This window comes from Pseudomonas paraeruginosa (assembly GCF_003025345.2).
GTDB classification, from domain to species: domain Bacteria; phylum Pseudomonadota; class Gammaproteobacteria; order Pseudomonadales; family Pseudomonadaceae; genus Pseudomonas; species Pseudomonas paraeruginosa.
Genome location: NZ_CP020560.1, coordinates 568,392 through 582,527 on the forward strand (window position 1 = coordinate 568,392; position 14,136 = coordinate 582,527).

Annotated in this window: 14 protein-coding genes; 9 read left to right on the plus strand and 5 right to left on the minus strand. The window is 67.7% G+C overall.

From position 1 onward, the window contains the following. Window positions 1-2: 2 nt before the first annotated feature. On the minus strand, window positions 3-746 hold the full coding sequence (locus B7D75_RS02740; protein WP_034079664.1) for a metallophosphoesterase: 744 nt from the start codon (window positions 744-746) through the stop codon (window positions 3-5). A 204-nt stretch (window positions 747-950) separates the two neighbouring features. Here B7D75_RS02740 and B7D75_RS02745 point away from each other — a divergent pair, with 204 nt between their 5' ends. Continuing rightward, complete coding sequence (locus B7D75_RS02745; protein WP_107113721.1) at window positions 951-2,255, plus strand: ferredoxin reductase family protein; 1,305 nt, start codon at window positions 951-953, stop codon at window positions 2,253-2,255. 57 nt (window positions 2,256-2,312) lie between these two features. Here the strand turns inward: B7D75_RS02745 and metK are convergent, their stop codons facing one another. Continuing rightward, window positions 2,313-3,503: a methionine adenosyltransferase gene (gene metK / locus B7D75_RS02750; RefSeq protein ID WP_003084948.1), complete on the minus strand. Its 1,191-nt coding sequence runs from the start codon at window positions 3,501-3,503 to the stop codon at window positions 2,313-2,315. Window positions 3,504-3,518: 15 nt separating this feature from the next. Further along, entirely contained in the window at window positions 3,519-4,520 is a 1,002-nt protein-coding gene (locus B7D75_RS02755; RefSeq protein ID WP_023443089.1) for an ArsR/SmtB family transcription factor, read from the minus strand. A gap of 245 nt (window positions 4,521-4,765) precedes the next feature. Here B7D75_RS02755 and tkt point away from each other — a divergent pair, with 245 nt between their 5' ends. Together tkt and B7D75_RS02765 are read left to right on the plus strand one after the other, a co-directional pair. Continuing rightward, the gene (gene tkt / locus B7D75_RS02760) at window positions 4,766-6,763 is read left to right on the plus strand and encodes a transketolase (protein WP_033999542.1); all 1,998 of its coding nucleotides are present in this window, start codon (window positions 4,766-4,768) and stop codon (window positions 6,761-6,763) included. Continuing rightward, window positions 6,763-7,827 carry a hypothetical protein gene (locus B7D75_RS02765; protein ID WP_012074104.1) on the plus strand — a complete coding sequence of 355 codons (1,065 nt, stop codon included), beginning with the start codon at window positions 6,763-6,765 and terminating at the stop codon, window positions 7,825-7,827. Before tkt ends, B7D75_RS02765 begins: the two co-directional genes overlap by 1 nt. Here the strand turns inward: B7D75_RS02765 and otnI are convergent. After that, on the minus strand, window positions 7,808-8,605 hold the full coding sequence (otnI, locus tag B7D75_RS02770; protein WP_012074105.1) for a 2-oxo-tetronate isomerase: 798 nt from the start codon (window positions 8,603-8,605) through the stop codon (window positions 7,808-7,810). The genes B7D75_RS02765 and otnI overlap by 20 nt on opposite strands. A gap of 213 nt (window positions 8,606-8,818) precedes the next feature. Between otnI and epd the strand changes: the two genes are divergently transcribed. The 6 genes from epd to B7D75_RS02800 all read left to right on the plus strand — a co-directional run bounded on the left by epd (window position 8,819) and on the right by B7D75_RS02800 (window position 13,557). Next, the gene (gene epd / locus B7D75_RS02775) at window positions 8,819-9,880 is read left to right on the plus strand and encodes an erythrose-4-phosphate dehydrogenase (protein WP_053813293.1); all 1,062 of its coding nucleotides are present in this window, start codon (window positions 8,819-8,821) and stop codon (window positions 9,878-9,880) included. A 5-nt stretch (window positions 9,881-9,885) separates the two neighbouring features. Beyond that, window positions 9,886-11,049 (plus strand): phosphoglycerate kinase, encoded by a 1,164-nt coding sequence (locus tag B7D75_RS02780; RefSeq protein ID WP_053813294.1) that lies wholly within the window; start codon window positions 9,886-9,888, stop codon window positions 11,047-11,049. Window positions 11,050-11,121: 72 nt separating this feature from the next. Beyond that, on the plus strand, window positions 11,122-11,322 hold the full coding sequence (locus tag B7D75_RS02785) for a hypothetical protein (RefSeq protein ID WP_034079669.1): 201 nt from the start codon (window positions 11,122-11,124) through the stop codon (window positions 11,320-11,322). A gap of 160 nt (window positions 11,323-11,482) precedes the next feature. After that, window positions 11,483-11,824: an MliC family protein gene (locus B7D75_RS02790; RefSeq protein ID WP_034079670.1), complete on the plus strand. Its 342-nt coding sequence runs from the start codon at window positions 11,483-11,485 to the stop codon at window positions 11,822-11,824. Between the two features lie 119 nt (window positions 11,825-11,943). Continuing rightward, window positions 11,944-13,008, plus strand: a complete 1,065-nt coding sequence (fba, locus tag B7D75_RS02795; RefSeq protein WP_003155167.1) for a class II fructose-bisphosphate aldolase — start codon at window positions 11,944-11,946, stop codon at window positions 13,006-13,008. A gap of 66 nt (window positions 13,009-13,074) precedes the next feature. Then, window positions 13,075-13,557, plus strand: a complete 483-nt coding sequence (locus B7D75_RS02800) for a hypothetical protein (protein ID WP_107113722.1) — start codon at window positions 13,075-13,077, stop codon at window positions 13,555-13,557. Window position 13,558: 1 nt separating this feature from the next. On the opposite strand, the gene B7D75_RS02805 is transcribed toward B7D75_RS02800, so the two are convergent. Continuing rightward, window positions 13,559-13,984, minus strand: coding sequence for a YybH family protein (locus B7D75_RS02805; RefSeq protein WP_043098946.1), 426 nt, complete (start codon window positions 13,982-13,984; stop codon window positions 13,559-13,561). Window positions 13,985-14,136 lie beyond the last annotated feature (152 nt).

Consider the following 14,136-nt stretch of genomic DNA (forward strand, 5'->3'; position numbering starts at 1 on the left):
GCTCAGACCTCGAAGACGAACTCCGGACGGAACCCGCCTTTCTCGTGGGGATAGCCGCCCGGATTGGCCAGCACCCGTGCCTCGCCGATGCGGTAGTCGAGGGCGTCATGGACGTGTCCGTGCAGCCAGTAGTCGGCCTGCGCCACCAGTTCGTCGAGGTTGGAAGCGAAGGCTGGCGACAGCGGACTGTCGACGAACTGCGGCGGAATCGACCGTGCACTGGGCGCGTGGTGGCTGACCACCAGGGTCGGGCCGTCGTGGGGTCGCGCCAGCTGTTCGGCGAGCCAGTCGCGCGAGGCGCGGTGCAGGGCGATGCTCTGCTCGGGGGTGAAGTCGCCGCCGAACCAGTCGATGCAACTGAAGTCCGGCATCGATTGCAGGGCCAGTTCATGGGCGGGCGCATAGCCGGCCGTGCCGTGGAGCTGGAAATCGGTCCACAGGGTGGCGCCGAGGAAGCGCGCCGGGCCGATCCGTGCTTCGTCGTTTTCCAGGAAGTGGATCTCCAGCGCACGGGCGATATTGCGCATCGCCTGGGTCAGGTCGGTCATTTCCGAAGAGTAGAACTCATGGTTGCCGGCGACATAGACGATCTCACTGTCGGCGAAGGTCTCGCGGGCCCAGTGCAGGCCTTCCAGGTGGCTGTGGATATCGCCGGCCAGCACCACCACGTCCGCCTCCACCTCCGGCAACTGGCGACGGCCATCGAAATGTTCGTGATGCAGGTCGGACAGCAGGCGGATCTTCATGGCACGGCTCGGCGGTGGACGCGGCGGCCCAGCATAGCGCCGCACCTCCCGGGGTTGAAGGCCGGCAACGATTGACGCAGGTCATTGCGCTGCGGGAAAGCTTCGCCGCTTACGTCAATTCCCTCACTAAGTTAAGGGACAATTAAGACTGGGCGCGCAGGGTTCAGGCCAGTGATTCGCGCGTTCTGTTCAGGAGTTGTGCCTATGAAACTGCTGTGGGGAGTCCTTGCCGCCGCGCTGGCGGCCTGGGGCCTGACGCTGGCCATCGATCCGCCGGCGAGCCTGGATATCTGGGTGGTGCGCAAGCAGGCGATCCTGCTTACCGGGGTAGCGTCCTTCGCCCTGATGTCGTTGATCATGCTGCTGGCGGTGCGCCCGACCTGGTTGGAGAAGCCGCTGGACGGGCTCGACCGCATGTACCGCCTGCACAAGTGGGCGGGCATCCTGGCCATCGTCCTCGGCCTGTTGCATTACCTGCTGGAGCTGGGCGGTCCCTTGCTGGCGAGCATCGTCGCCAAGCCGGCCAAGGGGCCCCGGGTGGAAACCTTCCTCGATGTGTTCCGCGGTTCGGCCAAGGACCTCGGCGAATGGTCGGCGTGGATTCTCGGCGGGATGCTGCTGATCACCCTCTGGCAGCGTTTCCCGTACCACCTCTGGCGCCATGTGCACAAGGCATTGGCATTGGTCTACCTGGTGCTGGCCTTCCATTCCGTGGTGCTCGCTCCGGCCAGCTACTGGAGCCAGCCGGCCGGCTGGCTGGTGGCGGCGTGCGCCTTGCTCGGTTCGGCCTGTGCACTGCTGTCCTTGAGCGGACGGATCGGGCGCGCGCGCCGTCATGCGGGTGTGGTCACCGCCGTCGAGCGGCGTGGCGAAAGCCTGCTCGAGGTGACCTGCCGGCTGCAGGGCGACTGGTCGCACAGAGCCGGGCAGTTCGCCTTCCTCACCTGCGACCGCCTGGAGGGCGCCCATCCGTTCACCATCGCCAGCGCCGACCACGGCTGCGGCGAGGTGCGTTTCAGCATCAAGGCGTTGGGCGACTACACCCGGCGCCTGCAGGCCAACCTGGACGTCGGCGCCAGGGTCGAGGTGGAGGGGCCATACGGCTGCTTCGATTTCCGCCGTGGCCTGGCCGGGCGGCAGGTCTGGGTCGCCGCCGGGATCGGCGTGACGCCGTTCATCGCCTGGCTGGAGTCGCTGCAGGCCGCGCCGGAAAGCGCGCCATCGGTGGAACTGCACTATTGCGTGCGCAATTCCCAGGAAGCGCTGTTCGCCGGGCGCTTGCGCGAGCTTTGCGAACACCTGCCCAGCGTGACCCTGCACATCCGCTATAGCGACGAGCAGGGCAAGCCGCAGGCGGCGCAACTGGGCGTGCTGAAGAGCGCCGAAGGACGCTGGCCGAGCGTCTGGTTCTGCGGTCCGCAGGGGCTGGCCGACAGCCTGCGCCGCGATCTGCGCCGGCAGGGCATGCCGCTGCGGCTGTTCCACCAGGAAGCCTTCCGCATGCGCTGAGCCTGCCGGAAACGAAAAAGCCCCGCCGAAGCGGGGCTTCTTTCATCGTGCGGTCGCTTACAGACCAGCGGCGTCGCGCAGGAGAGCGGCCTTGTCGGTCTTCTCCCAGGTGAACGCGGTGAAGGTATCGCCGTCCACGGTCAGCTCGAACGGATGACGGCCGAAGTGGCCGTAGGCCGCGGTCGGCTGGTACATCGGGTGGAGCAGGTCGAGCATCTTGGTGATCGCGTACGGGCGCAGGTCGAAGTGCTCGCGGACCAGTTGCACGATCTTCTCGTCGCTGACCTTGCCGGTGCCGAAGGTGTTGATCGAGATCGAGGTCGGCTGGGCCACGCCGATGGCGTAGGAAACCTGGATCTCGCAACGCTCGGCGAGGCCGGCGGCGACGATGTTCTTCGCCACGTAGCGGCCGGCGTAGGCGGCGGAGCGGTCGACCTTGGACGGGTCCTTGCCGGAGAACGCGCCGCCGCCGTGGCGGGCCATGCCGCCGTAGGAGTCGACGATGATCTTGCGCCCGGTCAGGCCGCAGTCGCCGACCGGGCCGCCGATCACGAAGTTGCCGGTCGGGTTGATGTGGAACTGGGTGTCCTTGTGCAGCAGCTCGGCCGGCAGCACCTGCTTGATGATCAGCTCCATCACGCCGTCGCGCAGGTCGTTATAGGAGACCTCCGGGTTGTGCTGGGTGGACAGCACCACCGCGTCGATGCCGACCACCTTGCCGCCTTCGTAGCGGCAGGTCACCTGGGACTTGGCGTCCGGGCGCAGCCAAGGCAGCAGGCCGGACTTGCGCGCCTCGGCCTGGCGCTCGACCAGGCGGTGGGAGAAGCAGATCGGCGCCGGCATCAGCACGTCGGTCTCGTTGCTGGCGTAGCCGAACATCAGGCCCTGGTCGCCGGCGCCCTGGTCTTCCGGCTTGGCCCGGTCGACGCCCTGGTTGATGTCCACCGACTGCTTGCCGATGATGTTCAGCACGCCGCAGGTGGCGCCATCGAAGCCGACGTCGGAGCTGTCGTAGCCGATATCGATGATGACCTTGCGCACCAGCTCTTCCAGGTCGACCCAGGCGGAGGTGGTGACTTCACCGGCGATGATCGCCACGCCGGTCTTGACCAGGGTCTCGCATGCCACGCGAGCGTACTTGTCCTTGGCGATGATGGCGTCCAGCACCGCGTCGGAGATCTGGTCCGCGATCTTGTCCGGATGGCCTTCGGACACGGACTCGGAGGTGAAAACGGAATATTCGCTCATCAATCGGTTCCTACATTACCGGTGGGTGAGGCGGCTTTCGGATGCATCCCTGGCGAAGTGCCGGACCTGGATCTGGAAGCCATTGCGTAAACCAATGTAAAGACTCTCGCCGGGCGTGAGCCCCGCGGCGTCGGCCCACTGGGCCAGGTCCTCCTGTTCGAAACCCAACCAGAGGTCGCCGCAGGCCTCCCTGGCCCAGCCCTGGTCGTGCCGGCACAAGTCCGTCACCAGCAGGCTGCCGCCCGGATGGACCAGGCGGGCCAACTGTTTCAGCGCCTCCGCCGGCGCGGCGAAGTGGTGCAGGACCATGTTCAGCACCACGCAATCGGCCGGTTCGGCGGAGTCCTGCAGGGCATCGGCCAATTCCAGGCGGACGTTGCCCAATCCTTCTTCCTTGCAGCGCTGGCGCGCCAGCTCCAGCATCGCCGCGCTGTTGTCCAGCGCCGTGACCTGGCGGAAACGCCTGGCGAGTTCCGGCAGGAACCCGCCGTCCCCCGGGCCGACCTCCAGCGCCGTGGCGCCGGGGGCGAAGGCCAGTGCGTCGAGCAAGGCCAACACGCTCTCACGGTATTGCGGCAGTCCTGCGATCAGGTCCTGCTGCGCCTGGAACTTGTCCGCCGCGCGGGCGAAGAAATCCTGGCTGACCGCCGCGCGCTGGGCGTGTACGGCATCGATGCGCGCCCGCACGTCGTCGGGTAGTACCCGTTCGTCCACTTCCTCCAGCAGCGCCGCATGCAGCGCGCCGCCGGTGCGTTCGACCAGCGGCAGCGAGCGCCGGTAGAAGATCGCGTTGCCCTCGCGGCGCGTCGCCACCAGCCCGGCCTGGGCCAGCACCTTGAGATGGTGGCTCATGCCCGACTGGCCGATGGCGAAGATCTGCGCCAGCTCCAGCACGCCGAACGAATCGTTGGCCAGGGCGCGCAGCACGTTCAGCCGCAGCGAGTCGCCAGCGGCCTTGCACAGCGCGGCGAGCGGGTCGTAGTCGTCTGGTCGTATCGAAGGCACGCGAAGGCTCATGGAGGCGCAGTCTAGTACCGGGTCCGGACCCCGGCAATGCCTGTATCAAAAATTTTTGATATTGATGACGGGTGGCCGTCGCGCAATTGCAATCGGCCTGCGCCAGGCTTCTGGCAAAACCGGTCGGCAGCGACATACTGTCCCCCTGCCGATCTGTCATTGCCCCCTGGGCCTTCGGTGGGCGAAAATGGCGCCCTTTTTTTCACTCCTGGTCCTCGACCAGCAACCCCCGTAGGAGAATTGCGATGCCCAGCCGTCGTGAGCGAGCCAATGCCATCCGTGCACTGAGCATGGATGCCGTGCAGAAAGCCAACAGCGGCCACCCGGGCGCCCCGATGGGCATGGCCGATATCGCCGAGGTCCTCTGGCGCGACTACATGCAGCACAACCCGAGCAACCCGCAGTGGGCCAACCGCGACCGCTTCGTGCTGTCCAACGGCCACGGCTCGATGCTGATCTACTCCCTGCTGCACCTCACCGGGTACGACCTCGGCATCGAGGACCTGAAGAACTTCCGCCAGCTCAACTCGCGCACCCCGGGTCACCCGGAGTACGGCTACACCGCCGGCGTCGAGACCACCACCGGTCCGCTCGGCCAGGGCATCGCCAATGCCGTGGGCATGGCGCTGGCGGAGAAGGTCCTGGCCGCCCAGTTCAACCGCGACGGCCACGCGGTGGTCGACCACTACACCTACGCCTTCCTCGGCGACGGTTGCATGATGGAAGGCATTTCCCATGAGGTCGCCTCGCTGGCCGGCACCCTGCGCCTGAACAAGCTGATCGCCTTCTACGACGACAACGGCATCTCCATCGACGGCGAGGTCCACGGCTGGTTCACCGACGACACCCCGAAGCGCTTCGAGGCCTACGGCTGGCAGGTGATCCGCAATGTCGACGGGCATGACGCCGACGAGATCAAGACCGCCATCGATACCGCGCGCAAGAGCGACCAGCCGACCCTGATCTGCTGCAAGACCGTGATCGGCTTCGGCTCGCCGAACAAGCAGGGCAAGGAAGAGTGCCACGGCGCGCCGCTGGGCGCCGACGAGATCGCCGCGACCCGCGCCGCGCTGGGCTGGGAGCACGGTCCGTTCGAGATCCCGGCGCAGATCTACGCCGAGTGGGACGCCAGGGAAACCGGCGCCGCCCAGGAAGCCGAGTGGAACAAGCGTTTCGCCGCCTACCAGGCCGCCCATCCGGAACTGGCCGCCGAACTGCTGCGCCGCCTGAAGGGCGAGCTGCCGGCCGACTTCGCCGAGAAGGCCGCTGCCTACGTCGCCGATGTCGCCAACAAGGGCGAGACCATCGCCAGCCGCAAGGCCAGCCAGAACGCGCTGAACGCCTTCGGCCCGCTGCTGCCGGAGCTGCTCGGCGGTTCCGCCGACCTGGCCGGCTCCAACCTGACCCTGTGGAAGGGCTGCAAGGGCGTCAGCGCCGACGACGCCGCCGGCAACTACGTGTTCTACGGCGTGCGCGAGTTCGGCATGAGCGCGATCATGAACGGCGTCGCCCTGCACGGCGGTTTCATTCCCTACGGCGCGACCTTCCTGATCTTCATGGAGTACGCGCGCAACGCCGTGCGCATGTCCGCCCTGATGAAGCAGCGCGTGCTCTACGTGTTCACCCATGACTCCATCGGCCTCGGCGAGGACGGCCCGACCCACCAGCCGATCGAGCAACTGGCCAGCCTGCGCCTGACCCCGAACCTGGACACCTGGCGCCCGGCCGATGCGGTCGAGTCGGCGGTGGCCTGGAAGCATGCCATCGAGCGTGCCGACGGTCCGTCCGCGCTGATCTTCTCCCGCCAGAACCTGCCGCATCAGGCGCGCGACGTCGCCCAGGTGACCGACATCGCGCGCGGCGGCTACGTACTGAAGGACTGCGCCGGCGAGCCGGAACTGATCCTGATCGCCACCGGTTCGGAAGTCGGCCTGGCCGTGCAGGCCTACGACAAGCTCAGCGAGCAGGGCCGCAAGGTCCGCGTGGTGTCGATGCCGTGCACCAGCGTCTACGAGCAGCAGGACGAGTCCTACAAGCAGTCCGTGTTGCCGGTGGAAGTCGGCGCGCGCATCGCCATCGAGGCCGCCCATGCCGACTACTGGTACAAGTACGTCGGTCTCGACGGGCGCATCATCGGCATGACCAGCTTCGGCGAGTCGGCGCCGGCCCCGGCGCTGTTCGAGCACTTCGGCTTCACCCTGGACAACGTCCTGGCGGTGGCCGAGGAACTGCTGGAAGACTGATGCACAGGCTCTACTGGCGGGACCTCGAAAGCCCCGCCAATGGCGAATGGCTGGGCCTCGCGGTCCAGGTGGAGGGCGCCCATCGGGCGCCCTCTTGCGTTCACCTGCAATCCGGCGGCCAGGGCCGCATCCGCCTGGTGCGTGGCGATCAGCCGCTGCTCTGGGGCACCCAGTTGCCGTGCCACGACGGCATCTGGCTGGTGAAGAGCCTGGCCGTGGCGAGCCCGGAACAGGCCAGCGTGCCGCCCATCGACTCGCCAACCCTGGAATCGTTGCGCGGCCTGCGCGGCGAGGCCCGCTACAAGGCCTGGAGCCGGCATTTCGTCGAGGCCCTGCGCGCCAGCCCGGGCAGTTGCCTGGAGGCCGGGCGCTGGTTGCTGCGCCTGTCGCTCGCCGAGCAGGCGCCCGCCTGGCAGCCGTCGCAGAGCCACGATCCGCGCGAGCGGGTGCTGGAGCGCTGGCGCTACCGCAGCGTAGGGCGCGACGCACTGTTGCCGGACTGGCGCTTCCACAGCCTGGAGAAGGTTCTCGACGACGACTGGGTGCAGTGGCTCGACTGGTGGGGGCGCGACAACGATGCGCTGATCGCCCTGCGCCGGGTCGAGGACGACGAGGGGCGGGTCAAGTGGTGGCGCAAGAAGGCCCGCGAAGGCGAGCTGCCGCCGGTGCTGGCGCTGCGCCTGAACTGCCTGGACGCCTGCGTGATCCTCGACGGCCATTGCCGGTTGCGCGCTGGCCTGCTGGAGAACGTCGCGCCGGAGATCCTGGTGCTCTGCGCCTACGACGAGCAGCCGATGCCGGTGGATACGGCGCAGCGCGAGCGGGTGCTGCAATCGCTGGCGCAGCGGGTCGACGCGCCGGTGCGCCGCGGCCGCCGGCCGCTGAGCGGCGAGCAACTGAACGAGGTGCTGCTGCGCCTGTTCGACGACCGTCCCTGGCCGCGCGTGCTGACCCATGCCCGCGCGGTGCTGAAGGAAGAGCAGTGGTGCGCGGAAGTGCGCGACTGGCTGGCCGCCCACGACCGCCTGGACGCGCTGGAGCCGATCATCCGTCGCGTCGAGTAGCGCGCCAGCGCCGCAGCCATTCCAGGCCCGCCGAGGTGTCGCCGCGCGGGCGGTACTCGCAGCCGATCCAGCCCCGGTAGCCGAGCCGGTCGAGCAGCTCGAACAGGTAGGGATAATTCACTTCGTTGTCGCCATCCGGCTCGTGGCGGTCGGGCACCCCGGCGATCTGGACATGGCCGACATTGCCGATGTCGCGGCGCAGGGTGGTGGCCAGGTCGCCCTCGACGATCTGGCAGTGGTAGCAGTCGAACTGCACTTTCAGGTTGTCCGCGCCGACCTCGCGGCAGATGGCCTGGGCGTCGTCCTGGCGGGTGAGGAAGAAGCCCGGCATGTCGCGGTTGTTGATCGGTTCGATGAGCACCGTCAGCCCGGCGCCGGCGGCCTCGCGGGCGGCATGGGCGAGGTTGTCGAGGTAGGTCTCGCGATGGCGGATACGCTCGGCGCCGGCCGGCAGCAGCCCGGCCATCACATGGATATGGCGATTGCCGAGGACCTGGGCGTAGTCGATGGCCTGGGCGATGGCGCGGCGGAATTCGGCTTCGCGCCCCGGCAGGCTGGCCAGGCCGCGCTCGCCCTTGTCCCAGTCGCCGGGCGCGGCATTGAACAGCACCTGGCGCAGGCCGTGATGGTCCAGCCGGGCCTTCAGTTCGGCCGCAGGATAGGCATAGGGGAACAGGTACTCCACGCCCTCGAAGCCGTCCGCGGCAGCGGCGGCGAAGCGCTCGAGGAAGTCGTGCTGGGGATAGAGCATGCTGAGGTTGGCGGCGAAGCGAGGCATCTGGCGCTCCTGGCGGTCGGGGGTTGCGGCGAGCCTTGCACAGCGGAGCGCGGTGACGCCAGCCGTGCGTCGCATGAATCGTTTCAGCTGCCGGGCGGGGGGCCTCATCGCGGTGCAGCCCGCGCGGGACGGGATGCCGACGGTTCCCACGCGAGCCCATCCCCCGCATAATTGGCGCCTTTCCCTGGCCTCTTGCCGGAGCTACCCCTGCCGATGTCCACCCCGCCTTTCCGCGTCGCGCTCAATGGCTATGGCCGTATCGGCCGCTGCGTCCTGCGCGCGCTGCACGAGCGCCCGGAACAACTGGGCTTCGAGATCGTCGCGCTGAACGACCTGGCCGACCAGGCCAGCGTCGAGTACCTGACCCGCTTCGACTCCACCCACGGCCGTTTTCCCGGCGAGGTGAGGGTCGATGGCGACTGCCTGCACATCAACGGCGACTGCGTGAAGGTGTTGCGCAGCCCCACCCCGGAAGCCATCGACTGGCAGGCGCTGCGGGTCGACCTGGTGCTGGAGTGTTCCGGCCAGTACACCAACCGCGCCCAGGCCGAGCGCTTCCTGCGCGCCGGCGCGCCGCGGGTGCTGTTCTCGCAGCCGATGGCGAGCGAGGCGGACATCGACGCCACCATCGTCTACGGGGTCAACCAGCAGGACCTCAGCGGCCGCGAGACGCTGGTCTCCAACGCCTCCTGCACGACCAATTGCGGGGTGCCGCTGCTCAAGCTGCTGAACGAGGCGATCGGCCTGGAATACGTGTCGATCACCACCATCCACTCGGCGATGAACGACCAGCCGGTGATCGATGCCTACCATCACGAGGACCTGCGCCGTACCCGTTCGGCGTTCCAGTCGGTGATCCCGGTGTCCACCGGTCTGGCGCGCGGCATCGAGCGTCTGTTGCCGGAACTTGCCGGACGCATCCAGGCCAAAGCCATACGCGTGCCCACGGTGAACGTCTCGGCGCTGGACATCACCCTGCAGACTTCCCGCGACACCTCCGCCGCCGAGATCAACCGGGTGCTCCGCGAGGCCGCCGACAGCGGCCCGCTGCGCGGCCTGCTGGCCTATACCGAGCTGCCGCACGCCAGTTGCGATTTCAACCACGACCCCCATTCGGCCATCGTCGATGGCAGCCAGACCCGCGTTTCCGGGCCCCGCCTGGTCAACCTGCTGGCCTGGTTCGACAACGAATGGGGATTCGCCAACCGTATGCTCGACGTCGCCGGACACTACCTGCGCGCCGCCGTGCCTGATCAACAAGTACCCAAGGACTGATTGTCATGACCGTGTTGAAGATGACTGACCTCGACCTCAAAGGTAAGCGCGTGCTGATCCGCGAGGACCTCAACGTTCCGGTGAAGGACGGCCAGGTGCAGAGCGATGCACGGATCAAGGCCGCCCTGCCGACCATCAGGCTGGCCCTGGAGAAGGGCGCGGCGGTGATGGTCTGCTCGCACCTGGGCCGTCCGAGCGAGGGCGAGTTCTCCGCCGAAAACAGCCTGAAGCCGGTGGCCGAGTACCTGTCCCGGGCCCTGGGCCGCGAAGTGCCGTTGCTGGCCGACTACCTCGACGGCGTCGAGGTCAAGGCGGGCGACCTGGTGCTGTTCGAGAACGTGCGCTTCAACAAGGGCGAGAAGAAAAACGCCGACGAGCTGGCGCAAAAGTACGCCGCGCTGTGCGACGTGTTCGTGATGGATGCCTTCGGCACCGCCCACCGTGCCGAGGGTTCCACCCACGGCGTGGCCAGGTTCGCCAAGGTGGCCGCCGCCGGCCCGCTGCTGGCCGCCGAGCTGGACGCGCTGGGCAAGGCCCTGGGCAACCCGGCGCGGCCGATGGCGGCGATCGTCGCCGGCTCCAAGGTGTCCACCAAGCTCGACGTGCTGAACAGCCTGGCCGGCATCTGCGACCAGTTGATCGTCGGCGGAGGCATCGCCAACACCTTCCTTGCCGCGGCCGGTCACAAGGTCGGCAAGTCGCTGTACGAGGCCGACCTGGTCGAGACCGCCAAGGCCATCGCCGCCAAGGTCAAGGTGCCGCTGCCGGTGGACGTGGTGGTGGCCAAGGAGTTCGCCGAGAGCGCCGTGGCGACCGTCAAGGCCATCGCCGAGGTCGCCGACGACGACATGATTCTCGACATCGGCCCGCAGACCGCCGCGCAGTTCGCCGACCTGCTGAAGACCTCGAAGACCATCCTGTGGAACGGTCCGGTCGGGGTGTTCGAGTTCGACCAGTTCGGCGAGGGCACCCGTACCCTGGCCAACGCCATCGCCGACAGCGCGGCATTCTCCATCGCCGGCGGCGGCGATACCCTGGCGGCGATCGACAAGTACGGCATCGCCGAGCGGATCTCCTATATTTCCACCGGTGGCGGCGCGTTCCTCGAGTTCGTCGAGGGCAAGGTCCTGCCGGCCGTGGAAATCCTGGAGCAGCGCGCCAAGGGCTGACGCAGACGGGGCAAACCATTCGCCGTCCTCGGGGGTCACACCCTTGAGGACGACGAAAAAAGGAGGTGCCCCATGCGAACCCTGACCCTGCCGCTCCTGCTGTTCTGCCTGGGCCTGGCCGCCTGTGGCGGCGATGGCGGCCGACGCCCGAGCACCTGCGAGGTGATCAGCCCGCCGGACGTGATGGTGCCGACCGAGCAGAATCGCCAGCGGGTCGAGCAGCAGAGCAGCGGCGACCCGACCGCCGGACAGAAGCCGGTGGAATGCCCGTAATCGTTTTCCGCCAGTTTCTACGGAAAGGGCTGGGGATTCGGCGGCGTACGCAGTAGCATTGCGCCTTTCCCGTGGCAGGCGAGGCCAGGCGGCCGCCGCGCGAGCCGCTTGCGGCCCGGCGAGGCGCGGCGGTGCCTTGCGCACGGATGGAGGATGCAACATGAACTACCCGCGTTTCGCCCTGTTCGGCGGCCTCGCCGCCGCGGCCCTGCTGGCCGGCTGCTCCGGCTCCTCCGGCAAGCCGGGCGGCAGGGACTGGACCCGCTGGACCTGCGACAGCAAGGCGGTGATCGAGTGGCGCTACATCGACGGCAGCAGGAACATCGTCGACCTGCGCCTGAAGGACGAGGACGACGTGGTCCACCATCTGGAGCAGGAACCTGCGGCCGTCGGCGCTTTCTATAGCGACGGACGCCTGGGCTTCCACCTGGAGAACGACGAAGGCCTGGTGTACTGGGTCGAAACCGACGACCTCATCGGTCGCGGTTGCAAGGCGCGCTGAGCAGCGCCGGCAGGGGCGCGGCGCCGCGACCGCTCCTCGCAAGGAACTTGAACCGGGCCTGCCCCTGCGGCAGGCTTCTGAATCACTGAACGACCCCGCGATTGGGAGATACGAGAACCATGGCACTCATCAGCATGCGCCAGATGCTGGATCACGCCGCCGAATTCGGCTACGGCGTGCCGGCCTTCAACGTCAACAACCTCGAGCAGATGCGCGCCATCATGGAAGCGGCCGACAAGACCGATTCGCCCGTGATCGTCCAGGCTTCCGCCGGTGCTCGCAAATATGCCGGCGCACCCTTCCTGCGCCACCTGATCCTCGCCGCGATCGAAGAATTCCCGCACATCCCGGTGGTCATGCACCAGGACCACGGCACCAGTCCCGACGTCTGCCAGCGCTCCATCCAGCTGGGCTTCAGCTCGGTGATGATGGACGGCTCCCTGCGTGAAGACGGCAAGACCCCTGCCGACTACGACTACAACGTCCGCGTGACCCAGCAGACCGTGGCGTTCGCCCATGCCTGCGGCGTGTCCGTGGAAGGCGAGCTGGGCTGCCTGGGTTCCCTGGAAACCGGCATGGCTGGCGAGGAAGACGGCGTTGGCGCGGAAGGCGTGCTGGACCACAGCCAGTTGCTGACCGACCCGGAAGAAGCCGCCGACTTCGTGAAGAAGACCAAGGTCGACGCCCTGGCCATCGCCATCGGCACCAGCCACGGCGCCTACAAGTTCACCAAGCCGCCGACCGGGGACACCCTGTCGATCCAGCGCATCAAGGAAATCCACGCGCGCATCCCGGACACCCACCTGGTGATGCACGGCTCTTCCTCGGTACCGCAGGACTGGCTGGCGATCATCAACGAGTACGGCGGCGAGATCAAAGAGACCTACGGCGTGCCGGTCGAGGAAATCGTCGAGGGCATCAAGTACGGCGTGCGCAAGGTGAACATCGACACCGACCTGCGCCTGGCTTCCACCGGTGCCATCCGCCGCTTCCTGGCGCAGAACCCGAGCGAGTTCGACCCGCGCAAATACTTCGCCAAGACCGTCGAGGCCATGCGCGACATCTGTATCGCCCGCTACGAAGCCTTCGGCACCGCCGGCAACGCTTCCAGGATCAAGCCGATCTCCCTGGAAGGCATGTTCCAGCGCTACGCCCGCGGCGAGCTGGATCCGAAGGTCAACTAAGCGCCTTCGTTCGAACGGGAGCCCCGCTGGTCGGGGCTCTTGCACATCCGGCCGAAGGAAAATCCCATGCGCCGCTGGATCCTGCTCCTGCCCTTCCTGCTGCTGGCCGGTTGCGCCGGCCTGCACGCGCCGTCCCGCGATGCCGTCGAAGCCCCGGCGCCGAGCGTGGCGCGCGATCCCGCCGATCCGCAGGACTGCCTGGCGCGCAGCGACTGCACGACCAAGACTTCGCGCACCCTGCTGTTCGTCTTCGACTATGCAGAGGCCGGCGGCGAACTGGTGGTGCGCGACGGTCGCCGGCTGGAAACCCCGCCGGCGCCGCCGCGCTCCACCTGGCCGGCGTTGCGCATCCAACTGGCCGAGCCGGTCCACGGCCGCTTCGAATTCGCGAGCCCCTGCCTGCGCAGGAGCGGCAAGGGCTGCCGCTACAGCCAGGCGACGCTGCTGAAGGTCTACCGCAGCTACCTGGCCGGCAAGCCTTGCTCGCTGCTCAGCCCGCGCGCGGTGAAACGCTGCGTCGATCCGGCGGCGACCGCCGCGCGACGCTGATTCAAGGCTGCAGGTCGAACAGCGCCTTGCCGTCCATGTCGAACGGCGCCGAGAAATGCTCGTGGACCACCCTCCACTGGCCATCCTGCTTGCGGTAGCCGGCGCTGACCCGCATCCACGAGGAGTGCGGCTGGCCGTCCGGGCCGGTGCCGCCGCAGTGGCAGAGGTAGTGGGCGAAGGCGACCTGCGGGTCGGCATGGATCTGCAGTTCGGCGATATCGAAGGTCATCGGCCCCTTGCACATCTCGGTGCAGGCCTGCCAGTGCTTCTGGTAGGCGTCGCGCCCCTTGAATTGCAATTGCAGGATGGCGTCGAAGGCGACGATGTCCTCCGCGTAGTACGAGACGATGCGCGGCACGTCGCTGGCGCGCACGGCGGTTCGCCAGTCCTCGATCAGTTGGCGGATGGCGCTGACTTCGTTGTTCATGGCTGACTCCTTGTTATGACGGGGGGACACCGGCGCATGCCGGAAACGTTTCCCCCTGGTCGTCGGACGGGGCTCCGGATCGACAATAACCCCTGCCCGGCGATCCGCCCGAAGCCCCTGACCAATGGCTGCAAGCCACGCCGCTCAAGGCG

Bases quoted from the DNA above. Each gene is read 5' to 3' on its own strand.
- B7D75_RS02745 (WP_107113721.1), top strand. From the start codon at position 951: ATGAAACTGCTGTGGGGAGTCCTTGCCGCCGCGCTGGCGGCCTGGGGC.
- B7D75_RS02740 (WP_034079664.1), bottom strand. From the start codon at position 746: ATGAAGATCCGCCTGCTGTCCGACCTGCATCACGAACATTTCGATGGC.
- B7D75_RS02785 (WP_034079669.1), top strand. From the start codon at position 11,122: ATGCGAACCCTGACCCTGCCGCTCCTGCTGTTCTGCCTGGGCCTGGCC.
- B7D75_RS02755 (WP_023443089.1), bottom strand. From the start codon at position 4,520: ATGAGCCTTCGCGTGCCTTCGATACGACCAGACGACTACGACCCGCTC.
- B7D75_RS02805 (WP_043098946.1), bottom strand. From the start codon at position 13,984: ATGAACAACGAAGTCAGCGCCATCCGCCAACTGATCGAGGACTGGCGA.
- B7D75_RS02765 (WP_012074104.1), top strand. From the start codon at position 6,763: ATGCACAGGCTCTACTGGCGGGACCTCGAAAGCCCCGCCAATGGCGAA.
- B7D75_RS02800 (WP_107113722.1), top strand. From the start codon at position 13,075: ATGCGCCGCTGGATCCTGCTCCTGCCCTTCCTGCTGCTGGCCGGTTGC.
- B7D75_RS02790 (WP_034079670.1), top strand. From the start codon at position 11,483: ATGAACTACCCGCGTTTCGCCCTGTTCGGCGGCCTCGCCGCCGCGGCC.
- epd (WP_053813293.1), top strand. From the start codon at position 8,819: ATGTCCACCCCGCCTTTCCGCGTCGCGCTCAATGGCTATGGCCGTATC.
- tkt (WP_033999542.1), top strand. From the start codon at position 4,766: ATGCCCAGCCGTCGTGAGCGAGCCAATGCCATCCGTGCACTGAGCATG.
- otnI (WP_012074105.1), bottom strand. From the start codon at position 8,605: ATGCCTCGCTTCGCCGCCAACCTCAGCATGCTCTATCCCCAGCACGAC.
- metK (WP_003084948.1), bottom strand. From the start codon at position 3,503: ATGAGCGAATATTCCGTTTTCACCTCCGAGTCCGTGTCCGAAGGCCAT.
- B7D75_RS02780 (WP_053813294.1), top strand. From the start codon at position 9,886: ATGACCGTGTTGAAGATGACTGACCTCGACCTCAAAGGTAAGCGCGTG.
- fba (WP_003155167.1), top strand. From the start codon at position 11,944: ATGGCACTCATCAGCATGCGCCAGATGCTGGATCACGCCGCCGAATTC.